The following is a 21,703-nucleotide window of genomic DNA, read 5'->3' on the forward strand; positions in this document are numbered from 1 at the left end:
CAGACCGCCGACATCCACCCTGTGCTGCTGCCGCGCCCATCAATCAGTCGCTGCCCAGGCCGAGTGTGTCGGGGCGGCGCTTTTCAAGCGCGAACTTCAGCAGCGCTGCGCTGCGGAACAGGCCGTGGGCGAACTTGCCGTAAGGCAACGTGATGAACAGCGCCATGACCGTGCCCAGGTGAACGGCCAACAGCACCGCCATGGCCCCGGTATCCCTCAGGCCCAACAGGGCGAGCCCGGAGAGACTGATCAACAGCAGGAGCAGGATGAAGGCCCTGTCCATTGGCCGCTGCCTGGGGTCGCCCTGTTCCGGCGCTCGGCGCAGGTTCAGCACAAGCAGCCCGGCGGGGCCAATGACCAGGCCGATCCCCCCGACCGTGCCCAGCAGCACAGGCAGGCTCAGCACGGGGTAAGGCGCCTGAAGGTCGAGTACGTAGTGATATGCCGTGGCGACCAAGGTAGCCGCGAAGCACAGCAAGAATCCGTAGAAGGTCAAGTGGTGGAAACGGCGCCGCCACAGGGTGTAGCGATCATCCTCGTTGTTACAGCCCTGGCCATGCCCTCCGTCGAGGTACTTCAAGGTCAGCACAGCTGTTGAAGCTTCAAGGATTGCCCCGTCAACAGGCGGAGCCTGAGGTTCGGCCGGCGAAATGCTGCGCCAGAACCGCCTTATCGCCACCGCCAGCGCGACACCGCTCAGGCAAAAGACACTGCCGAACAACAGCGCCAGCATGTTGTGTGGAAAAACCGCATAGAAGTCGCCGCCCAGGCGACCAGGCAACAGGGTTCCGTTGACCTGCAAGGCCAGTAGCAAGAACAGCGACAAGGCAATCGCCAGCGCAGTGACCACATAGGTGCCATTGTGCCGGTAAAGACGGCCGAACGCGGCCGGCCAGGCATAGTCAGCGTACGTCTGGCCACGGACCTTGGCCATGGCCTGAGGCACGTTGACAGCAAACTCATGAGGCGCGGCATACTGGCAGGCATGCAAGCAGGCGCCGCAGTTATGGCACAGGTTGGCCAGGTAATGGATATCCGCCTTGGCAAATGTCAGCCTTCGGGTCATGGCCGGAAACACGGCGCAGAAGCCTTCGCAGTAGCGACAGGCATTGCAGATGCGCATCTGCCGGTCGACTTCCGTTTCATCCATGTTCAATACCGGAATCAGTTCGGCCCGGCCCGCCGGGTCATACGTGTGGGGTTCAGGCAATTGCGCGGTCATGACAGGCCTCGTTTGGGGATGAAATACGTGCAGCAGCAGCCGCGGAATGGGTGCCGGCGATACGGCCGAAGGCGGTGCCTATGGACATGCCGACGCCAGCGGTGTAGCCCTTGCCCAGCACGTTGCCCGCCATCATTTCGCCCGCAACGAACAGGTTCGGGCTGCGCCGGCCAGCGAAATGAACGGCAGCGGTCTCATCCGTGCGTAGCCCCAGGTAGGTGAAAGTCACCCCTGGACGCAACGGATAGCCATAGAATGGTGGCGTATCGATCGGTCGTGCCCAGTGGCTCTTGACCGGTGTCACGCCTTGCGTGTGGCAGTTGTCCAGCCGGGTATGATCGAAGCTGCCCGCCTGACACGCCCGGTTGTAGGCGTGAACCGTGTCAAGGAAGGTCGCTACCGGAAGGCCCAGAAGCTGCGCCAGTTCTTCCAGGGTATTGGCCGTGATACCCCCGAAAACCGGCGGCATGAACCGCCCCAACGCTTTCTGGTCGATGATGGAGAACCCCACCTGCCCCGGCTGATGGGCTACCAACCTGCCCCAGATCGCATAGCGCTTGGGCCAGAAGTCCTCCCCTTCATCATAGAAGCGCAAGCCTTCACGGTTGACCACCACACCCAGCGAAACGCAATCGATACGCGTGCAGATACCGCCGTCGTACAAGGGCGCGCGGGCGTCTATGGCTACCATGTGCGCCTGGGTCGGGTCACCGATAGTATCGGCCCCCAGATCGATCATCCGTCGCAGCAGTACACCGTCGTTGAAGCGGGTGCCACGGACCAGAAAATTGTCCGCTGGCCACTCACCGCGTTCGTTCTGCCCCCACGCCTCGCGCAACCAGCTTCTGTTCGACTCGAAGCCTCCAGCCGCCAGCACACAGGCTCGCGCCTGGATGCGTTCGGCCGGCAAGCGGCGCCCTGCGACATCACGCGCCGGTACATGGGCCGCAACGAAACGGTCGCCGTCCAGCTCGATATCGCACACTGGCGTGTCATAGCGAACCTCAACACCCAACCGCTCGGCACTACGGAAATAGGCATTGACCAGTGCCTTGCCACCGCCCATGAAAAAGGCGTTGGTGCGCGCCGTGTGCAACGCGCCAGAGAGCGACGGCTGAAAATGCACGCCATGGTGCCGCATCCAGTCCCGGCAATTGGCCGAAGCCCTGATCACCAGCCGCGCCAGTTTCTCGTCGGTTTGCCCGCCCGTGACCTTGAGCAGGTCTTGCCAGAATTCCTCTTCCGGGTACGCGTCAACCAGTACATCCTGCGGCGCATCGTGCATGCATCGCAGGTTGCGAGTGTGTTGAGAGTTGCCACCACGCCATTCACGCGGCGCAGCCTCCAGCAGCAGCACACTGGCCCCCGCCTCGCGGGCCATCAGCGCCGAGCAAAGGGCAGCATTCCCGCCGCCAATGACAAGCACATCGATCATTTTGCCTCCAGGTCTCGAGGAGCCAGAACGTTCGGGGTGCTCCTCGCGGACCACGGACTCTAGTGAGACCTGGCAGGTGACGAAACGCGATTACCGAAGGTAGGTGTTCAGTTTTTCTAAAGGCTGATGGCGCCCAGGCGGCCTCAGAGCAGGCGCGCCCCGGGCCATTGACCGCAGGCAACCCGCTCGCGCGCGACCTCATGCAACACGACCCGGGTCGCAAGCGCAGCAGGCGAAAGCTCATCCTCACTCAGGCTCACCACCAGATTGCGGCGCTGCGCCTGGGCATCGTCGATGGCGAATACGCGCATGCCTGCTTGCGTTGCCCGGGCTACTGCCGCACCGGGCTGCAGGGTGGCGGCGTGGCCCGCCGCTACGCAATCCAAGAGCAATGACAGGCCATCGACCTCCATGACGATGTTGGCTTCCAGCCCCGCCCTGGCCAGGATTGCCTGTAACGTGGCGCGCAAGCCATGCTGACTGCTCGGCATCACCAGCGGCAACGTCGCGATCTGCTGCAACGTCAGCGATTCGCCCCAGCCACTTTGCACCAATGCCAGCGGAACCAGCGCGAACAGCCGTTCCTGCAAAAGCGGACGCACATCCAGGCGCGCCCCCGCGTCGGGCTGGAACAACACAGCCAGGTCCAGGTGCCGGGCGTTAAGCTGACTGACCAGATAGCCCGACAGCATTTCCACCAGGTGCAAGTGGATGTCCGGATAGCGCTGGCGCATGCGGTCGATAAGGGCAAGGCCCAGGACCGATGCCGTAGTCGGGGCAAGGCCGACACTTACATACCCGCTCATGCGTCCACTCTGCGCGGCAAGCATGGCGTGTTCGGCCTGACGCAGCGCCAGCCGGGCATGGTACTCGAACGCCAGACCAGCCGCCGTCGGGACGACGCCGGTACTCGAGCGCGTCAACAGCCGGGTGCTGAGCTCGTTTTCCAGCTTCGACAGTTGCTGACTCAGGGCGGAGGCGCCCACGCCAAGCTCGAGCGCGGCCCTGCCAAGGCTGCCGTGCTCCAACACACTTAAAAAGTAGCGAAACTGGCGTAACTCCACATTGACCTCTCGATGCCCCTGCCTTGCCCGCATTGTACGCAGGAACGGCAAGGTCATGGGGGAGCCTTGCTGACAGCTCGAGTCATTGCTCGGCTCGGTAACGACAGCCTTGTCCTTGCATCGGGTTGCGCATACGTGCAAGGCTAAAAAGGGATCACCCATGACGAAAAGGAAGCAAAGCACCTCATGCTTGGAATCACACGTATCCATCGCTATTTGCGCCCACTGCCTGCGAAACCGACCGCAGCCAGTGGGCGTGACCTCAAGGCCAAACGCGCCACCCGCCTCGCCTCGAAGGTTGCCAACCTTCTCTGCACCCCCCGCTCCGCCCCGCCTTACCTCTGTGTCACCCCTGAGCGTCCCGCTGTCAAACGTGTGCCCCCGACCTGACTGCCTCCTCTGCAGCTCACACACCGTACTCGCCTGTTGCAGGCGGAGTGCCTGACGCAACGACAAGGGGCAACAGCCAATGCTTTTCTTTCACGGTAAACACATTTTCAGCGCCATCTTCGACATGGATGGCACCCTCTTCGACACCGAGCGCCTGCGCTTCAAGACACTCAAACAAGCGTCTCTGGAAATCTTCGGCAAAGCGCTGAGCGAGCACACCCTGATTGGCTCGCTGGGCCTGAGCGCAAAGAAGGCCGAGGCCCTTGCCAAGGCGCATAACGGCGACGACTTCCCGTACGCCGAAATCCGCCAACGCGCCGATGAACTTGAACTGGAGTACGTGCGCAATCACGGCGTACCGATCAAGGCCGGCCTGCTGGAGGTGCTGGAGCGCCTGCGCAAGTCGGGCCTGACCATGGCGGTGGCCACCTCCAGCCGCCGTGCCATCGCCGAGGAATACCTGATCAACGCCAACGTGCTGAAGTACTTCGACATCACCGTTTGTGGCGATGAAGTCAGCCAAGGCAAACCACACCCCGAGATTTTCCTGAAAGCCGCCCGCGCGCTCAATTGCGAGCCAGACCAGTGCTTCATGGTCGAGGACTCGGAAAACGGCATGCTGTCGGCGATGCGCGCCGAAGGGCAGGCGATCCTGATCGAGGACATCAAGCCGCCTGCGCCGGAAATCAAGGCGGGCGCGCTCAAAGCCTACCGCAGCATGCATGAATTTCTCGCCGACCTGAGCGAGTGCGTACCCGACCTGGGCATGCCTGCATTGAGTGAGCCGTTCCCGGCCTCGATGAACCAGTTCAGCGTGGGCATTCATGGTTTCGGCGCCATCGGCGGCGGTTACCTGACACAGGTATTTTCCCATTGGGACGGCTACACCCGACCGCGTGAAATCATTGCCGCAACCCGCTCACGCATGCTGCGCGAAAGCGTCAGCGCCTTTGGCCGCTACAGCGTACGCTACGGCGCCACGTCGTTCGACCAGACCATCGACAACGTGCGCATGATCGACATGGACGATGACGACGCGGTCATCAGCATGTACACCACTGCCGAAATCATCGGCCTGAGCCTGCCCGAGCAGGCCATCAGAAGCCAGGCCAGGGTGATCGCCCAAGGCCTGCTGCAACGCTTCGAGCGCCGAGGCCGCGAGCTGACTCTGCTGATCGTGCTGAACAAGGTTGGCGGTGCGGCGTTCGTGCGTCGTCACGTGCAAGCCGAGCTGGCGTTACTGTGCCCGCCTGCGATCAGCGAGCAGGTTATGCAAAAGACCCATTTCGCCGAAACGGTGGTCAGCCGCATCGTGTCCAAACTGGGCAATGACGCACTGGTACGGCAACTGCGCATCAAGTCGCAGATGTTCCAGAACAGCCTGGAAGACGAGCCTGCAAGCACGCGCAAACCTTCAGCGCCGCTACCAGAGTACGAACGGCTGATCGGCCACTTCAGGCCCTTTGCGCAGCCCAGCAGCGCCATGAGCCAGCTGCATCTGGTGCTGTTCAACAGCGAAGCCGACATGCCGCTTTACGCCGAGCGCGGCAGCGATTTGCTCGAACGCCTGCGCCAGGTGAAGACAGTGCCAGACATTGCCCAGATCCAGATCATCAAGAACCGCCTGTGGAACGGCCCGCACGCCATCGTGGCCTGGTACGCCAGCCTGCTGGGCCATGCCTGGGTCGGCCAGGGCATGGGCGATGCGCGGGTGAGTGAACTGGCCGAGCGCCTGATTCGCCAGGAGGTCGCGCCCGCACTGGTGGCCGAATACCCACAGATGGCCGAGGTGGTCAGCCGCTTTGCCGAGGCATTCCTCGAACGCTGCAAAACCTCGTTCAAAGACCCGTGCGCCCGGGTAGGCCGCGACCCCTTGCGCAAGCTGCAACGCAATGAACGCATCCTCAGCAGCATCGACCTTGCCCGCAAGCACGGTATTGCAACCCCGGCCCTGGCGTTTGGCGCAGGGCTCGCCATTCACCACGCCCTGAACGGCAGCGACAGCAAAGACCTGGAAAGCCAGGCAATCAGGCGGGTTTACCTCGACAACCAGGAAAGCGTCGAAGCCGTGCTTACCCATGCCAACAAACCGTTCCCCGGGTTGTGCCCCGTCAAGGACGCGGAACTGATCGCTGCCATCAGTGAAGGTTTCCGCCAATTGCCGCAGCCGGCTTCGCGTCACGCGATTGCTGTAGGCTCATAACCAGCCCTGGCCGGGACACTGTGGACGCTGGCTGCGCCTGCGTCCCGGTCAGCGCCATGGGCTGGCCTTGGGTACCGGCCTAAAGCACTTCGAACAGGCCTGCTGCGCCCATGCCGCCGCCCACGCACATTGTCACGACCACGTACTTCACCTTACGTCGCTTGCCCTCCAGCAAGGCATGGCCGACCATCCGCGCGCCGCTCATGCCATAGGGGTGGCCGATAGCAATGGCGCCGCCATTGACGTTCAGCTTCGCCGGGTCGATCTGCAACTGCTGGGCGCAATACAGCACCTGGCAGGCGAACGCCTCGTTCAGCTCCCATAGCCCGATATCGTCTACCGTCAGGCCCTGCTGGCGCAGTAGCTTGGGCACCGCCAATACCGGGCCGATGCCCATTTCCTCGGGGGCAAGGCCAGCTACAGCGATACCGCGGTAAAGCCCCAGGGCTGCAGTACCCGAGCGCCCCGCCAGCGCACCGTCCATCAGCACGCAGGCACTGGCGCCATCGGACAACTGACTGGCATTACCGGCCGTGACACAACCGCCTTCGACCACGGGCTTGAGCCCCTGAAGGTCGGCCAGGGTCGTCGCCGGTCGGTTCCCTTCGTCCTGGGTCAGGCGCACCTCTTCATGGCTGACAACACCTGTCAGCTTGTCCACCACCTTCTTGCGTGCGATCACCGGCACGATTTCAGCGGCGAACAGCCCTGCCGCCTGCGCCGCTGCCGTGCGCTGCTGAGACTGCAGGGCGTAGGCATCCTGCGCTTCGCGGCTTATGCCATAACGCCGGGCCACCCGTTCGGCCGTTTGCAACATCGGCATGTAGGCGTGCTCGCTCAGGCGCAGCACTGCGGGGTCGTAAGCCTCACTGGCCAGCTGGTTGTGCACCTGCTGCACCAGGCTGATCTGCTCCTGGCCTGCGCCAATGGTCACCTGCATGCCATCAACCATTATCTGCTTCGCCGCCGTGGCAATGGCCATCAGGCCTGAAGCGCACTGGCGGTCGACGGTCTGACCGCTGACCGATTGGGGCAGGCCGGCGGCCAGCGCCGACAGCCGCCCCGGGTTGATCGCGGCAGTGCCGCTCTGCATGGCAGTCCCCAGCACCAGGTCATCGACCTGCGCCGGTTCGATGCCAGCACGTTCTACTGCGGCGCGGATAGCGACAGCCGTCATGCTGGGGGTTTTCAGGTCGTTGAAGGCGCCACGCATGGCTTTGCCGATAGGGGTGCGAGCAGTGGCGACGATCACGGCATCTTTCATGATGGCTGTTCCTCAGGGGATAGGGGCTGCAGTTCGCTCAACACATGCCGCAGGCAGTCAGGCACCGGTACCGGACGCCGCCCTTCGCGGTCGACGAATACATGGACGAAGCGGCCGGTGGCACAGGCCAGTGGCTGGCCGGCGAGGAACACCGCCAACTGATAGTGCACTGAGGTGTTACCCAACCGGCTCACCGCAAGGCCCACTTCGATGTCATGCGGGAAGGCCACCGGCGCCTGGTAGTCGCAGGCGGAGCTGACCACCAGCGCGATCACCCTCCCCTGGTCGATATCCAACCCACCCTCCTGCACCAGCAGGCGGTTCACGGCGCTGTCGAAAAAGCTGTAATAGACCACGTTGTTCACGTGGCCATAGACATCGTTGTCGTGCCACCGAGTGGTTATGGGCGTGTAGTGCCGATAGTGTTCACGTCGCCGGAGGTGGTTCATCAGTAGGCTGCCTCATAGATGGCCAGCGCATCGGCCTGGGTGACTTCACGCGGGTTATTGACCAAAAGGCGTTGCTGTTGCATCGCGTCTTCGGCCAGCTGGCCAAGCCGATGACCCGGTACATCAGCGTCGCGCAGGCGGTCAGGTAACCCGCAGCGGCTACTTAGCGCAGCCAGCTCGGCCACGAATTGTTCTGCCTGCTGGCGCTGATCGCCCGGCTGCAAACGGGCCCCCAGCAGCGGCACGGCCAGCTCGGCGTAGTCCACTGCCGCCACCGGCAGGTTGAAGCGCAGCACATGCGGCAACACCAGCGCGTTGGCCAGGCCATGGGGAATATGAAAATGCCCACCCAGCGGATAGGCCAGGGCATGCACCGCCGCCACCGGTGCATTGGCAAAGGCCTGGCCGGCCAGGCATGCTCCCAGCAGCATGGCCTGGCGGGCCTGCAGGTTGCCGCCGTTGTGCACAGCCTGGTCAAGGTTATCCGCCAGCAGCCGCAGCGCCTCACGGGCCAGCAGGCTGGACAGCGGGTTACGTTTGAGGCGGCTGGTATAGGCTTCGATGGCATGCACCATGGCGTCGATACCGGTAGCAGCAGTGACCGCCGATGGCAGGCCGAGGGTACAGACGGCGTCGAGCACTGCCAGGTCCGGCAACAGCAGCGGCGAAACAATGCCCATTTTGGTGGTAGCACCGGTGGTGACGATGGCGATCGGTGTCACCTCCGAACCGGTACCTGCCGTGGTGGGCACCTGGATCAACGGAAGCCGGCGGCCCTTGGCCTTGTCAATGCCATACAGCTCGGCGATCGGCTGTGAACAGTCGCGGTGGGCCAGCAGTGCAACCAGCTTGGCCACATCCATCGAACTGCCGCCGCCGAACCCTACCACCAGGTCGGCACCAATATGCCGGGCGCGCTGGACGGCCGCCAGCACGCATGCTTCGCTAGGGTCGGCCGTAACCTCACTGAAGATCGCCACGCCGACCTTGGCTGCCGTGAACCCCGGCAGCAGGTCATCAAGCATGCCAAGACGGGCGATACCCGGGTCACTGACGATCAAAACACGCTTGGCACCGCGCTCACGGCACAGACCTGCAAGGCGCTGCACCGCGCCGGCTTCGCAGAGGATCTGCGCAGTGGTGGCAAAGCTGAAAGGCTGCATCACACTCTCCTTGTCAATGTGGTTTGCCGTGCGCTAGAACGCGAAATCGCTCTCTGGTAGCGCCATCAGACAATCCGCGCCGCCCAGCAGGGCCTCGCGATGAGCGGTGGCGCGGGGCAGCAGCCGCCGCCAGTAGAACGTCGCAGCGTGAAGCTTGGCCCTGTAGAAGGCTGTTTCCGTGCTGCCGGCGGCAAGCGTTGCTTGAGCATGCACAGCCGCTTGCAACCACATCGCCGCCAACAGCACGTAGGCCGAGTAGGCAAGAAAATCAACCGACACTGCCCCTGACTCCTGGGGGTCGCGTTGACAGGCCTCGACCACATGGGCAGACAAGGCGCGCCACTCCTCCAAACGTTGCCCCACGGACGTCGCCATGGTCTGCAGGCCGCCGAGCGCATTGGCAGCCCCGACGTGCAGCACCATTTCGTCGATCAGCAGATTGAGCTCGGCCCCGCCGTCCCCCAGTAGCTTGCGGCGTATCAGGTCAAGGGCCTGTATGCCGTTGGTGCCTTCATAAAGCTGGGTGATGCGGCTATCGCGCATCAACTGCTCCATGCCCCACTCGCGGATGTAGCCGTGGCCGCCATACAACTGCACCCCAAGGCTGGCGACCTCCTGACCGACGTCGGTGAAGAACGCCTTGACGATAGGGATCAGCAACGCCGCCCGCCGGGCTGCCGCCTGGCGCGCCGGTGCACTTTTCGCAGCGTGCTCCAGGTCCAGTTGCCGAGCGGTGTAGATGCCCAGCATGCGACAACCCTCGGTAAGGGTCTTCTGGGTCAACAGCATGCGCCGCACGTCTGGATGGACGATAATCGGATCGGCAGGCTTTTCCGCTGCCACCGGCCCGGCAAGCGAGCGCGACTGCAGACGCTCCCGGGCATAGGCCACCCCCCCCTGAAAAGCAGCCTCGGCAATACCAAGCCCCTGCAGGCCGACCTGGAAGCGGGCATCGTTCATCATGGTGAACATGCAGGCCAGGCCTTGGTTGGCCTCCCCCACCAGCCAGCCTTGGGCACCGTCGAAATTCATCACGCAGGTCGAAGCACCCTTGATGCCCATCTTGTGCTCCAGCGCCCCGCAGCACAGCGCATTGCGCTCGCCACCGGGCAGCAGCTTGGGCACCAGGAACAGGCTGATGCCCCTGACACCGGCCGGCGCATCAGGCAGGCGCGCGAGTACCAGATGAACGATGTTGTCGGTCAGGTCCTGCTCGCCACCGCTGATGAATATCTTGCTGCCGGTAATGCGGTAGCTGCCGTCCGCTTCCGGCTGGGCGCGGGTACGCAGCAAAGCCAGGTCGGTGCCGGCCTGCGGCTCGGTCAGGCACATGGTACCGGCCCACTCGCCACTGACCATCCGGCTCAGGTAGGCCTGCTTGAGTGCCTCGCTGCCATGGCGATGCAACGCCAGGACCGCGCCCTCGGTCAGGCCGGAGTAGATGCGGAACGACAACGACGCCGCCATCAGCATTTCATGGAAGCTGGCCGATGCCATCTGCGGCAAACCCTGGCCACCATAGGCCTGCGGCCCGGTCATACTGGCCCAGCCATGTTCGACGTATTGCCGATAGGCCTCCCGCATGCCGTCCGGGGTGGTGACCTCGCCGCCAACCCACTGGCAGCCCTGTTCGTCACTGTTGCGATTGAGCGGTGCGATGATTTGGCCTGTGAAACGTGCGGCCTCCTCAAGGATACCGTCGAGGGTGTCGCGGTCCAGTTCGATACCTAGCTGCTGGCAATGTCCGGCCAGATCGAACAGTTCATGCAGCACGAAACGCATGTCGCGAAGGGGCGCCTGGTAGTTCATGCCCGAACCTCCCCACGCGGTTCGAAACGCTTGCCACCGGCCACCAGCGAATAGAACAACCCTGCCGGGCGCCAATGCTCGCCAAGCACGCCCTGCAGGTATTCCAGCCGTGCCAGGATAAACGGCGCCCCCTGCTCGTCGGCCCAGCGCATGGGCCCGCCAGTGGCAGCCGGAAAGCCATAGCCGTGAAGCCAGACCCGGTCGATGTCGGCGCTGCTGGCGGCGATACCTTCCTGGAGAACCTTCGCCCCTTCGTTGACCAGTGCCAGCAGGCAGCGCTCGAGGATTTCCTCGGCACTGATACCCCGGCGTCGATAGCCAAGCTTCTGGGACACCTGCAGCACCAGAGCGTCGACCTGCGGGTCATGCTCGGCCTGTCGGCTGCCGGGTGCATAGCGGTAATAGCCTTGCGCGGTTTTCTGCCCGAGGCGGCCGAGTTCGCACAGCGCGTTATCGACCTGCACCAGCGGGTCGTGCATGCCTTGCCCGGCCAGCTGCCGGGCGCGCCACTCCAGGTCGATGCCCACCACGTCGTACATGCGGAACGGCCCCATGGCGAAGCCAAACTGCTGCAGTACCGCATCCACCTGGTGTGGCAAAGCCCCTTCAAGCAGCAACTTGCGTGCTTCGCCCACATAGCTGCGCAACATGCGATTGCCAATGAACCCTGGGCAGTTGCCTGCCACTATCGCCACCTTGCCCATGCGCTCGCCCAGCGCTTTGGCGGCCTCGAGTACCTTCTGATCAGTGTGCGCCCCACGCACGATTTCGAGCAGCTTCATGACATGCGCGGGGCTGAAGAAATGCAGCCCAAGGACCTGGGACGGTCGCTGGGTGACGGCGGCAATCGCGTCGATGTCCAGCGCCGAGGTGTTGCTGGCCAGGATCGCACGTGGCTTGAGGTGTGCATCCAGTGCACGGAAGATTTCCTGCTTGAGCGCCAGGTTTTCATACACCGCTTCAATCACCAGGTCGGCCTCCGCCAACGCCGGATAGCCGTCCACGACCTGCACACGCGCCAGGCAGGCTTCGGCCTGGGCCTGGGTGATGCGCTGCTTGTCCACCTGCTGGGCCCAGGCTTGGCTGACCATGCCCAGCCCTGCTTCGAGCGCTGCCGCGTTGCAGTCCAGCCACAGCACCGACAGCCCGGCGTTGGCCAGGCTGATGACGATGCCGCGGCCCATGGTGCCTGCACCTATCACAGCCACCTGATTGATCGGGAAGGGAGTATTCACGCGCAACGCTCCTGCTTTCTTGTAGGTATGAGGACTGTGATCACCCTAAGCAGGCCGAAGGTATTTTTGAAATTTCCATTTCGTATGCCATATATTTTCGGCATGAATATTTCGAACTTCGACCTGAACCTGCTGCGCGTCTTCGATATGTTGCTGCGTGAACAGAACGTATCCCGCGCCGCCGAGCGTCTGGCCCTGACCCAGCCGACCGTGAGCAATGCCCTGGCGCGCCTGCGTGACCAGCTGGGTGACCCGCTGCTGGTCCGCGTGGGCCGGCGCATGCGCCCGACGCCACGGGCCTTGGCACTGGAGGGGCCGATACGTGCTGCGTTACAGCAGATCGAGCAGACACTGGGCACCGGCGATGGCTTCGAGCCACAGCGCAGCCATCGCCAACTGCGCATCGCCCTCACCGATTTCGTCGAACAGCTTTGCATGCCGCCGCTCCTGGCGCGGTTGCAACTACTGGCACCCAACTTGCGCATCGACGTGGTGCACCTGGCCCCCAACCTGCCGGCCGAGGCGCTGGACCGGGGCGACCTCGACCTGGTACTGGGCCGCTTCGACGAGGTGCCAGCGCGCTTCACCCGCCACCCCTGGCGCCGTGAAACCCTGCAGATCGCGCTGCGCCAGCAGCACCCGCACCTGGCGCTGGGCCAGGCACTGGACCTCGATGCGTTCCTGGGCTTGCGGCACATCTGGGTGCACGGCGGCCAGACCCGAGGCATGGTCGACCAGTGGCTGGCCGAGCAAGGCCTGACCCGGCAAATCGCCTATACCACGCCCAACTACCTGCAGGCCGCGCATCTGGCCGCAGCCACCGAAATGTGCGTGGTGCTGCCGCGGCAACTGGCCCAGCAGTTCGCGCATCTGCTGCCTTTGGCGGTGCACGAACTGCCTTTTGCCCTGGAGCCTTTCGAACTTGAACTGGTACACCTGAGCCACCGTCAGCACGACCCCGCCCTGGCCTGGCTGGTCGAACAGATCCTCACGCTCCCCCCCGCCTGAAGCCATCAGGAAACGCGATAGCGGCCATGCCGCTCTGGTATTGGCTGGTGCGCAAGCCCCTCCCCTAGAGTGTTCTGCCTCAAGAACAACAAGGAAATCCCATGCGCTTTTCACTGTCGATGCTGGCGCTTGCCCTGCTGGCCCCCCTTCCGAGCCTGGCCGCAACAGCGGCCAAGGATGCCACCGCGGCCACCCTGGCCAGCAACCAGCAGTGGCTGAAACGGTTATCCTTCGAGGATCGCGTCGATTACGAAACAGCCAGGCGTGGGCTGGTCGAGCGGTTCGACGGGCCAGTCGCGACAGCCGATGGCAAGACCGTGTGGAACCTGGCCCAGTATGCTTTTCTGGAACCGGCGCAATCCCCTGCCACGGTAAACCCGAGCTTGTGGCGCGTCGCTCAGTTGAACAACATCGCCGGGCTGTTCAAGGTCACCGAGGGCATCTACCAGCTTCGCGGTCTGGACCTGGCCAACATGACCATCGTCGAGGGGCCGGACGGGCTGATTGTGCTCGACCCGCTGCTTGCCGTGGAGACGGCCAAGGCGGGCCTCGAACTGTACTTCAAGCACCGCCCGCGCAAGCCGGTGACCACGGTGATCTACACCCACCCGCACGTCGACCATTTCGGCGGCGTGCGCGGGGTGATCAACGAGGCGGACGTCAAGGCTGGCAAAGTACAGGTCATCGCGCCCGAGGGGTTCTTCGAGCATGCCATCGGTGAAAACGTGCTGGCCGGACCGGCCATGAAACGCCGCGCCCAGTACATGTACGGCGCGCCCCTGCCCCGTGGGCCGCGAGGCCAGGTGGATGCCGGACTGGGCAAGGGCGTGCCGGCCAATGCCACTGTCAGCCTCATCGCGCCGACGCTCGAAATCAGCCAACCGCTGCAACGCATGACCCTGAGCGGCGTGGAGGTGGAGTTCCAGCTGACCCCGGGCACCGAGGCGCCGGCGGAAATGAACATCTATTTCCCGGCGCTCAGGGCACTGTGCATGGCCGAGAACGCCACCCATGTGCAGCACAACGTACTGACGCTGCGCGGGGCACTGGTGCGCGATCCGAAAGTGTGGGCCCATTACCTGGACCAATCGCTGGTGCGCTACGGCGAGCAGGCCGAGGTGGTGTTCGCCCAGCATCACTGGCCCACTTGGGGCGGTGCGGCCATCCGCGACTACCTGGCCGACCAGCGCGATATGTATGCCTTCATCGACAGCCAGACCTTGCGCCTGATCAATCAGGGCCAGACACCCATGGAAATTGCCCAGACCCTGGCCAGTCTACCGCCGCGTCTGGCAAGCAAATGGTACAGCCGCGACTACTACGGCTCGCTCAGCCATAACGTCAGGGCCGTCTATCAACGCTACATGGGGTTCTACGACGGCAACCCGGCCAACCTCGACCCATTGCCACCGCAAGCGGCCGGCAAGCGTTACGTGGCGGCGATGGGGGGGGCCGATCAGGTGCTGACCCAGGCCCGCCAGGCCTTCGCCAAGGGCGACTATCGATGGGTGGCGCAATTGGTCAACCACCTGGTATTCGCCGAGCCGGACAACACCGAGGCCCGCGAACTGCAGGCCGACGCGCTGGAGCAACTGGGTTACCAGAGTGAGAACGCCACCTGGCGCAATGCCTACCTCAGTGGCGCGCAGGAATTGCGCTCAGGCGTTGCCGCCGGTGCGGGTAGCGGCGGCAACACCGATGACATGGTGCGGGCCCTGACACCCAGCCTGTTTTTCGACTACCTGAGCGTTCGGGTGAATGCCTACAAGGCCGCCGATAGCGACCTGACCGTAAACTGGCGGTTTTCCGACCTGGACGAAGACTACGCTCTCACCCTGCGCAACGGCGTCCTTACCCACCGCGACCTGGCGCGCCACGCCAAGGCCGATGTAGAGATCACCATGCGCAAACAGACGCTGGACCGCATTGCCCTCAAACAGACAGGCTTTCTCAAGGAAGCCACAGCAGGGGCAATCGACATCAAAGGCGAGCGGGTGAAGTTCCTGCAATTCATGGGCGGGCTGGAAGAGGCTGATTCACGCTTCAATATCGTCACGCCCTGAGCGGCAGCGGGCGGCACCGGCACTGTGCTCAGCCGCCCTTCGCCAACCGGCACAAGCCCGCCAATGCCATCAGCCACACCACGCTACCCAGTGCCAGCACTGCCCACGGCGCAGGCTGGCCGCGTTCGGCCTGCAACATCGCCAGGCCTCGTTCATAACGCCGCCGCTGGCGGGATAGCAGCGCCAGCACGGCCACGCCCGCCAATGCCAGCACGTACACATCGCCTTGACGACAGGCCAACGCCGCCACCGCCACCAGCGCCAGCACAGTGCGCCGCCAGGCCAGCTCGGTGCGTTCTGCCTGCAGGCCCGGATCACCCATGCCAGCGTGGCCACAGGACGAGACCTGCCAGCAGTACCGCGACCAGACAGCCCAGCGCCAACAAGGGCACCAGTGCCGGCAACGGCAGCGGACGTCGATGACGCAATGCCCGCTCTACCCGCAGCCAGCGCAGGCAGGCGCCAGCGCTCAGCAATGCGCTCAGCAGCATCAGGCCAGCGACCAGCCACAGCCGCAGGGGTGTCTCGAGGACGTGGCCGGCGAAGGTTTCAATGGCGATCGCGCCACCCAGCAGCGCCAGCGCGGTGCGGACCCAGGCCAGGAAAGTACGTTCGTTGGCCAGGGTGAAGCGCGGATCAGGCGCTTCACCCTGGCCCAACAGCCGCCGCGACCAGTCAGGCCGTGGTTCAGGCACGCCCATCAGCGCACACCAAAGCTGCGCAGGGCGCCGGGCGAGAAGTACGAAAGGCTGGTGCGCACATTGAAGGCAAAGGGCCGACGCTGCTCGTTGATCAAGCCCGATGCATGGTAGCGGCCGCTCTTGAGGTCGTAGGTGATCTCCATGGCGTTGACCGCCACCTGGCCGCCGGGGTGAAAGAAACCATGGGCCTGTGAGGTGCGCCACAGCTCGCCACGCGCGTCGTAGCTGTCTGTTTCGAGAATGGCCCAGGTGTCTTCATCCAGGTAGAACCGGCGCTTGGCATAGATATGCTGCGCCCCGGGCTTCAACGTCGCCTCCACGACCCATACCCGGTGCAGCTCGTAGCGGGTCGGTGCCGGGTCGATGTGGCCTGGCTTGATCAGGTCCGCATAGCGCAGCTCGGGCGATGCCAGGCGGTAACAGTTGTAGGGCACGTGCAGCGTCTGCTTGCCCAGCAGCTTCCAGTCATACCGGTCAGGCGCGCCATTGAACATGTCGCGACTGTCGGCGGTCCGCAGGCCGGCGGTGCCAGGGCCAGTGGTGTCATAGGCGATGTTCGGCGCCCGTCGTACCCGCCGCTGGCTGGCGCTGTACACCCAGGACAAACGCGGTTCGGCGACCTGGTCCAGTGTCTCATGCACCACCATCGCATCGCCGGCAAGCCGCGAGGGCGCCGTCATGCGGTAGGTGAAGTAATAAAGTACATTGCCCGCCCCCAGGTTGGCCAAACCTTCGGGCCGGGCCACTTCCTGACGCGCACTCATCAGTACGAAGCGGCCATTCTTCAGCGGTGTGACGCTGTCGGAGCTCAGGCTGTAGCTGATGTTGCGATGCCGGGTCAGGTGGTTCCAGATCACCTCCAGGCCGTTGGTTGGCCGTGGAAAGGCGATGACACCCGTGAAACCTCGCACGCTGTTGCCCTGGTCATCCAGCTGCGCCTGCTCGGCGTTGCGGGCTGCCGATGCCGCGACTGCGTCGGGTACCGCAACACTACGGTGGGTCGGATACACCGGCAAGCTCAGGCTGGCTGGGAAGCGTTTGAGCAAGGCCACCTGGCCGTCGGTAAGCTGACTTCGGTACTGCCGGTAGTTGGCGGCCGTGATCCGGTACAGAGGCTGCTCATCGGCAAACGGGTCCAGCGGCGTGCCGTTGTCGCCCAGGCGTTGCTGGGCCGTACTCAACCCACCTTGCCAGGCGGGGATGCGCCCGTCGGGGCTGGCAGCACGCTCGGCCCCCACCGGGGTCAGGTTGTCGGGCAGGCCGGCTGCCGCCAGCGCGCCGCTCGCCCAGAACAGGCCGATCATCACCATGCGCATTTTCATTGTCATGCCCTCAGAAAGTGACGCCCACGCTCAGCGAGATGAAGTCCCGGTCGCCGCGAGTGCCATAGTCGCCGTCGATAAAATCGGTGTACGACACGCTCAGGCTGTAGGTGCTGGCAAGCGTCGCATCCAACCCCACGCTGATGGCCCTGGAGCCTTCGCTGAAGGCCGATCCCTCCACCGGGCCGGTGCCGTGCACGTCATGTGCCCAGGACAGGTTCGGCCGCAGGTCGAAACCGGCAATCACATTGGGGTAGGCCCAGGTGGCGCGCAGCCGGTAGCCCCAGGAGAACGGGGTCATGAAGCCTTCGTCGTTGCAATGCTCAGGGGTTTTGGAAATGGCCACGCACACACTGTTGTCCGCCAGTTCGCCACTGTTGAACGTGCCCGAACGCCCATAACGGGGGCCATAGGCACCCTCCAGACCGCCGACATAGGTGGCGCCCGCCTCGCCTATCAGCAGCAACTGGTTGGCACCCATCACCTGGCTGAAAGCGTGAACAGCGGTTACCTGCAACTGGGTCACCTCCTTGCGGCGGTAGCCGTCGAACAGCGTACTGGCGCTGTCTGGCCGCAGGCCGTCGCCCAGCAATGGCGAGCGGCCATCGACGTTCAACAACGACTGGATGATGTCGGTGCCGTTGAGTTGCATGGGCATGTTCGGTCGGTAGCTCAGCTCCCCCTGCAGCGCCGTGCCGGTGCGCAGGGTGGTGGAGAACGAAAGGCCGTACAGGCGAATGTCCTCGGGGTATTGCACCCGGTACTGCGAGCTGCCCAGGCGTAGCGCGCCGACCAGCGACTGGCCTGCACTGGTGCCCAGGAAAGCAGCACAGCCTGCAGACCCGATACCGAGGTTGGCGCACAGCTGCGGGGCAAAACGGCGGTTGTCGAAATACGGGCTGCTGACCGTACCCAGGTAAGGCGTGCGGCTGTGGTAGTTCGCCGCGTAGGCGCCAAACTCGGTGTCCAGCGCCGCCACGTACCATCGCAGCGAAACGCCCCACTGCCCGCTGTTGCGGGCATCCTGGTCGCTGCCACGGGGTATGCGCACGCCTTCGCTGGTGAGGTTTACACCAAACGGCGCAAGCCCGGCCACGGCTGTGGGGTTGCCGAGTAATTTGGCGCCCACGTCCAGGCCATCACACCCATCGGGCAAAAAATCGTTGTTCGAAAAGAACGTGCCGCAGTTGTCCAGCTGGGTCTGTTCCCAATCCAGCTGATAGAAACCGTCGACCGACAGCGCTTCGGTGAGGTTCTGAGTGAAGTAGAACAGGTTCACCGGCACCAGCGCGTCCTTCACTTCCGAGCCGGGGCGGCGCAAGGCCGCCAGGTTGAAGGGGTTGATGACGTTCAGTCCGCCCTGGATGAAGGTACTCTCCCCCCAGTTGACCACCTGCTTGCCCAGCCTGACCGAACCTGGCTGGCCATCGATGTCGTACAGGTAATAACCGAAGGCGTCGAGCAGTTGGCTACCTGCGGTCTTGGCCGAACGCTTGCGGTTGTTGTCCTCGACCTGCTTGAAGCGCTGGTCGTGATCGCGCAGGGCAGTGTCGTACCAGTAGGTACCGCGCAGGAACACCCCCAGGTTGTCGTGCTTGAGCTCCAGGTCATGGGTACCTTTGAACACCGCCGAAAACACGTCGCCGGAGGCAAAGTTCAGGCGGCCGTCATCGCTGTTGGCGCTGAGGTGCAGGGCCGGGTCAGGGTTGGCAGTCGCAATGCTGGTACCAAAGGAAAGCGCCGAGTCGAACTGCCCCTCTAGTTCACCCCAGTGAAACTGAGCGGCACAGGCAGACGCAGAAAAAAGTACTGATGAGGCAAGTACCGACAACGGTCCCGAGCGACCGTAAATACGAGATGCCATCACTCTTAACCTCTTATTGTGTTTATTCGAGAGTGAGTTGCGAGTTAGTGCTGAAATACCGCGCAAAGGCCTGTAGGAAAGGGCTTGGGTAATTATTCGAACGTTTCTGTTATCCTCGTTTTGCTGCTTACCGATACTAAGTAGGCCACCGGGGCTGAACAAATAGCGTCTCCCGATGGTTGCCATATCACTTCGGCATAGCCTGAGAATCACGATGACTTTGAAACAGCTGCGTTATTTGATTGCCATTGTCGAAGCCGGCAGTTTTTCCAATGCCGCACGTCAGGCGTTCATCGCCCAACCCGCCTTGAGCCGACAGATAGGCCTGCTGGAGAGCGAACTGGAAATGCAACTGCTGGCGCGCCAGCATGACGGTATCGAATTGACCGATGCCGGGCGGCAGTTGTACGAAGTGGCCCGATCGGTCGTGCAGCAACTCGATTCGGTGAAGGACGAGCTGAAGTCCAGCCGCGGCAACCCCAAGGGGCACGTGGCCATCTCGATTCCCGCCACTGCCTCGGCACTGTTGTTGCCGGCCATCATTACCCAGGCCCAGGCACGCTTCCCTGGTATCAAGCTCACCGTATGGGATGGCCTGAGCCGCGAAGGTGGCCAGGCGATCGAGCTGGGCAAAGTGGATTTCGGCGTGGTGCCCAACGCCGAAGAGCTTGCCCATGTGGTCGCCGAACCTGTGTTTTCCGAAGACCTGTACTGGGTCGGCCTACCTGGGAACGGCCCTGACGAGTCGCCCATCACCTTGGCTGAGGCCGCAGCGAGCCGCCTGGTAATGCCACCCCGCAGCCTGCACTTGCGCAGGCGCATCGAGCAGGCTGCCATGGAGACCGGTGTGACACTGGACTCAAGCTACGAACAGCAGTCGGCCCCCGGTATCACCAGCCTGGTCCGTGCTGGCCTGGCGGCCACCATCAGCAACTGGCCACCGCTGCTGGATTTGGCCGCGCCTGCCTGTGCGCGGCTGATAGTGGAACCACGCATCACCCGCACCATCGCCTTGGCCTACTCGCAGCACAAGCCGCTGTCGTTCGCCGCCGCCTGCATGCGCGACCTGGTGCGCGCACTGCTGGTGGATGCGGTGCGCAGCGAGCGCTGGAAAGGCACCCTGATCGAGCGCGAGGCCCTGGCGGAGCAGAGCCTCTGAGCGCTGTGCACATCACGCTTGGGCTGGCGCAGCCGTGCCCACCTGCACCAGACGTTGCCGGGTTTTCTGCGGGTCCATCCAGGCCAGCCCGATCAGCCCGGCAATCACCAGCACCGCGCCGCACACCAGAAAACCCTGGCCAAACCCTGCCGTGTGCCCGGCCCCGGCGCCCTGCACCAGCAAACCGGTGACCACCGGTGCCGACAGCCCGGCCAACGAGGCGATACCGTTGCCGATCGCCAGAATGCCGCCGCGCTGCCCGCTGGGCGTGAACTCCGCCAGCATGGCAGGCCCCACGGAATACATCACCAGCGCCAGCCCGCCGCTGAAAGTGAGGCTGACGATCCGCTCGGCGTTGCTCAGACCGGGCAGAAACAAGGCCGCCGACAGTAGCCCGCTGGCGATCAGGCACACTGAAACGAACGCACCGCGCGACCAGCGTGTGGCCAACCCGGCACGCATCATTCGCTGCGACAGCCAAGCCATGAACAGGCTCAGCGGCGTGGTAACCACCACGAACAGAACGAACACCTGGCCGGTCATGATCGGGTCGATCCCCAGCCCGGTTTCCAGGTAGCTCGGTACCCAGGTCAAGGTCAACGCAAGGGACCAGTTGGCGGCGAAGTGGCACAAGTAGTTGCCCAGTACCGTGCGGTCACCAAGCAGACGACGATAGGGAACAGAGGCCTGCCCTTCTTCAAGCTGGCCCGGGCGAATGCGGTCGAGGTTGCCCTCGCTGCCCAGCCACCACCACAGCACACACCACACCGCGCCGATCACCGCCAACACGATGAAGTTCATGCGCCAACCGTAGTGCACACTGATCCATGGGATCATGGCACCCGCTACCAGCAGCCCCAGCGCACTGCCGGTATGCAACAGCGCGACGGGAAGGTTGCGACGGTCGTTGGGGAACCACTTGTACAAGGCATGTGTAGCCACCGGTGAGGCCGGCCCCTCACCAATACCCAGCAGCACCCGGCAGGCGACGATCGCCCACAGCGAGCTGACGAACAACATGGGCAACTGGATAAGCGCCCAGAACGCGCCCATGCCCAGCAACAGGGTGCGGGTTGGCCGGCGATTGGCCATGAAGCCACCTATCACCGCCGAGATGGCGAAGAACCAGTGCAGTGCGCCCCCTACCAGGCCGAACTCGGCAGGGGACAAGCCCAGTTCCCTGGACATCGGCACCGCCACCAGGCCGATGACCACCTTGTCCAGGAAGTTCACCAGCATCAACAGCGCCAGCAGTACCGCAATCATCCAGGCCGTGCCTGCACGCGCGGGGGTGTCAGTATGAGTCATGATGATCTCTCGTTATTGTTCTTGTCTGGAGAGCCCGGCCGCCA

At 63.7% G+C, this 21,703-nt stretch carries 17 protein-coding genes; 4 read left to right on the forward strand and 13 right to left on the reverse strand.

All coding sequences use genetic code 11. From position 1 onward, the window contains the following. Positions 1-43: 43 nt before the first annotated feature. The 3 genes from tcuB to AC3B5Q_RS18095 form a co-directional block, all read right to left on the reverse strand. Positions 44-1,222, reverse strand: a complete 1,179-nt coding sequence (gene tcuB / locus AC3B5Q_RS18085; protein ID WP_021784031.1) for a tricarballylate utilization 4Fe-4S protein TcuB — start codon at positions 1,220-1,222, stop codon at positions 44-46. Beyond that, the gene (gene tcuA / locus AC3B5Q_RS18090) at positions 1,203-2,657 is read right to left on the reverse strand and encodes an FAD-dependent tricarballylate dehydrogenase TcuA (RefSeq protein ID WP_021784032.1); all 1,455 of its coding nucleotides are present in this window, start codon (positions 2,655-2,657) and stop codon (positions 1,203-1,205) included. Before tcuA ends, tcuB begins: the two co-directional genes overlap by 20 nt. Before the next feature lie 143 nt (positions 2,658-2,800). After that, positions 2,801-3,721 carry a LysR family transcriptional regulator gene (locus tag AC3B5Q_RS18095; RefSeq protein WP_028698041.1) on the reverse strand — a complete coding sequence of 307 codons (921 nt, stop codon included), beginning with the start codon at positions 3,719-3,721 and terminating at the stop codon, positions 2,801-2,803. A gap of 469 nt (positions 3,722-4,190) precedes the next feature. On the opposite strand from AC3B5Q_RS18095, the gene mtlD reads away from it, so the two are divergent. After that, a complete protein-coding gene (gene mtlD, locus AC3B5Q_RS18100; protein ID WP_021784034.1) occupies positions 4,191-6,314 on the forward strand; it encodes a bifunctional mannitol-1-phosphate dehydrogenase/phosphatase in 2,124 nt (707 codons plus the stop codon). Between the two features lie 79 nt (positions 6,315-6,393). Here the strand turns inward: mtlD and AC3B5Q_RS18105 are convergent, their stop codons facing one another. From AC3B5Q_RS18105 to AC3B5Q_RS18125, 5 genes are read right to left on the reverse strand one after another with little or no spacing between them, the layout of a single operon-like run. Continuing rightward, on the reverse strand, positions 6,394-7,578 hold the full coding sequence (locus AC3B5Q_RS18105) for an acetyl-CoA C-acyltransferase (RefSeq protein WP_488392697.1): 1,185 nt from the start codon (positions 7,576-7,578) through the stop codon (positions 6,394-6,396). Next, on the reverse strand, positions 7,575-8,027 hold the full coding sequence (locus AC3B5Q_RS18110) for an acyl-CoA thioesterase (protein ID WP_021784036.1): 453 nt from the start codon (positions 8,025-8,027) through the stop codon (positions 7,575-7,577). Before AC3B5Q_RS18110 ends, AC3B5Q_RS18105 begins: the two co-directional genes overlap by 4 nt. Continuing rightward, a complete protein-coding gene (locus AC3B5Q_RS18115) occupies positions 8,027-9,190 on the reverse strand; it encodes an iron-containing alcohol dehydrogenase (RefSeq protein WP_021784037.1) in 1,164 nt (387 codons plus the stop codon). Before AC3B5Q_RS18115 ends, AC3B5Q_RS18110 begins: the two co-directional genes overlap by 1 nt. A gap of 33 nt (positions 9,191-9,223) precedes the next feature. After that, positions 9,224-10,999, reverse strand: coding sequence for an acyl-CoA dehydrogenase C-terminal domain-containing protein (locus tag AC3B5Q_RS18120; protein ID WP_103443921.1), 1,776 nt, complete (start codon positions 10,997-10,999; stop codon positions 9,224-9,226). Further along, positions 10,996-12,234 carry a 3-hydroxyacyl-CoA dehydrogenase gene (locus AC3B5Q_RS18125; protein ID WP_021784039.1) on the reverse strand — a complete coding sequence of 413 codons (1,239 nt, stop codon included), beginning with the start codon at positions 12,232-12,234 and terminating at the stop codon, positions 10,996-10,998. The genes AC3B5Q_RS18120 and AC3B5Q_RS18125 overlap by 4 nt, the downstream gene beginning before the upstream one ends. A gap of 84 nt (positions 12,235-12,318) precedes the next feature. Between AC3B5Q_RS18125 and AC3B5Q_RS18130 the strand changes: the two genes are divergently transcribed. Further along, positions 12,319-13,242 carry a LysR family transcriptional regulator gene (locus AC3B5Q_RS18130; protein WP_021784040.1) on the forward strand — a complete coding sequence of 308 codons (924 nt, stop codon included), beginning with the start codon at positions 12,319-12,321 and terminating at the stop codon, positions 13,240-13,242. Between the two features lie 101 nt (positions 13,243-13,343). Continuing rightward, positions 13,344-15,305, forward strand: coding sequence for an alkyl/aryl-sulfatase (locus AC3B5Q_RS18135; protein ID WP_488392698.1), 1,962 nt, complete (start codon positions 13,344-13,346; stop codon positions 15,303-15,305). A 28-nt stretch (positions 15,306-15,333) separates the two neighbouring features. On the opposite strand, the gene AC3B5Q_RS18140 is transcribed toward AC3B5Q_RS18135, so the two are convergent. From AC3B5Q_RS18140 to AC3B5Q_RS18155, 4 genes are read right to left on the reverse strand one after another with little or no spacing between them, the layout of a single operon-like run. After that, a complete protein-coding gene (locus tag AC3B5Q_RS18140; RefSeq protein WP_021784042.1) occupies positions 15,334-15,627 on the reverse strand; it encodes a DUF202 domain-containing protein in 294 nt (97 codons plus the stop codon). Continuing rightward, positions 15,620-16,006 carry a YidH family protein gene (locus AC3B5Q_RS18145; RefSeq protein WP_021784043.1) on the reverse strand — a complete coding sequence of 129 codons (387 nt, stop codon included), beginning with the start codon at positions 16,004-16,006 and terminating at the stop codon, positions 15,620-15,622. The genes AC3B5Q_RS18140 and AC3B5Q_RS18145 overlap by 8 nt, the downstream gene beginning before the upstream one ends. After that, a complete protein-coding gene (locus AC3B5Q_RS18150) occupies positions 16,006-17,316 on the reverse strand; it encodes a DUF1329 domain-containing protein (RefSeq protein WP_021784044.1) in 1,311 nt (436 codons plus the stop codon). The genes AC3B5Q_RS18145 and AC3B5Q_RS18150 overlap by 1 nt, the downstream gene beginning before the upstream one ends. Positions 17,317-17,338: 22 nt before the next feature. Next, positions 17,339-19,192 (reverse strand): DUF1302 domain-containing protein, encoded by a 1,854-nt coding sequence (locus AC3B5Q_RS18155; protein ID WP_021784045.1) that lies wholly within the window; start codon positions 19,190-19,192, stop codon positions 17,339-17,341. Positions 19,193-19,406: 214 nt separating this feature from the next. On the opposite strand from AC3B5Q_RS18155, the gene AC3B5Q_RS18160 reads away from it, so the two are divergent. After that, complete coding sequence (locus AC3B5Q_RS18160; RefSeq protein ID WP_021784046.1) at positions 19,407-20,351, forward strand: LysR family transcriptional regulator; 945 nt, start codon at positions 19,407-19,409, stop codon at positions 20,349-20,351. 12 nt (positions 20,352-20,363) lie between these two features. Here AC3B5Q_RS18160 and AC3B5Q_RS18165 read toward each other — a convergent pair whose 3' ends face one another. After that, positions 20,364-21,617 carry an MFS transporter gene (locus AC3B5Q_RS18165; RefSeq protein ID WP_021784047.1) on the reverse strand — a complete coding sequence of 418 codons (1,254 nt, stop codon included), beginning with the start codon at positions 21,615-21,617 and terminating at the stop codon, positions 20,364-20,366. Positions 21,618-21,703 lie beyond the last annotated feature (86 nt).

This window comes from Pseudomonas sp. D5(2026), assembly GCF_057766845.1.

Coding starts and splice junctions, on each gene's coding strand:
- tcuB (WP_021784031.1), bottom strand. CDS start 1,222: ATGACCGCGCAATTGCCTGAACCCCACACGTATGACCCGGCGGGCCGG.
- tcuA (WP_021784032.1), bottom strand. CDS start 2,657: ATGATCGATGTGCTTGTCATTGGCGGCGGGAATGCTGCCCTTTGCTCG.
- mtlD (WP_021784034.1), top strand. CDS start 4,191: ATGCTTTTCTTTCACGGTAAACACATTTTCAGCGCCATCTTCGACATG.
- AC3B5Q_RS18105 (WP_488392697.1), bottom strand. CDS start 7,578: ATGAAAGATGCCGTGATCGTCGCCACTGCTCGCACCCCTATCGGCAAA.
- AC3B5Q_RS18110 (WP_021784036.1), bottom strand. CDS start 8,027: ATGAACCACCTCCGGCGACGTGAACACTATCGGCACTACACGCCCATA.
- AC3B5Q_RS18115 (WP_021784037.1), bottom strand. CDS start 9,190: ATGCAGCCTTTCAGCTTTGCCACCACTGCGCAGATCCTCTGCGAAGCC.
- AC3B5Q_RS18120 (WP_103443921.1), bottom strand. CDS start 10,999: ATGAACTACCAGGCGCCCCTTCGCGACATGCGTTTCGTGCTGCATGAA.
- AC3B5Q_RS18130 (WP_021784040.1), top strand. CDS start 12,319: ATGCCATATATTTTCGGCATGAATATTTCGAACTTCGACCTGAACCTG.
- AC3B5Q_RS18135 (WP_488392698.1), top strand. CDS start 13,344: ATGCGCTTTTCACTGTCGATGCTGGCGCTTGCCCTGCTGGCCCCCCTT.
- AC3B5Q_RS18140 (WP_021784042.1), bottom strand. CDS start 15,627: ATGGGTGATCCGGGCCTGCAGGCAGAACGCACCGAGCTGGCCTGGCGG.
- AC3B5Q_RS18145 (WP_021784043.1), bottom strand. CDS start 16,006: ATGGGCGTGCCTGAACCACGGCCTGACTGGTCGCGGCGGCTGTTGGGC.
- AC3B5Q_RS18150 (WP_021784044.1), bottom strand. CDS start 17,316: ATGGTGATGATCGGCCTGTTCTGGGCGAGCGGCGCGCTGGCGGCAGCC.
- AC3B5Q_RS18155 (WP_021784045.1), bottom strand. CDS start 19,192: ATGGCATCTCGTATTTACGGTCGCTCGGGACCGTTGTCGGTACTTGCC.
- AC3B5Q_RS18160 (WP_021784046.1), top strand. CDS start 19,407: ATGACTTTGAAACAGCTGCGTTATTTGATTGCCATTGTCGAAGCCGGC.
- AC3B5Q_RS18165 (WP_021784047.1), bottom strand. CDS start 21,617: ATGATTGCGGTACTGCTGGCGCTGTTGATGCTGGTGAACTTCCTGGAC.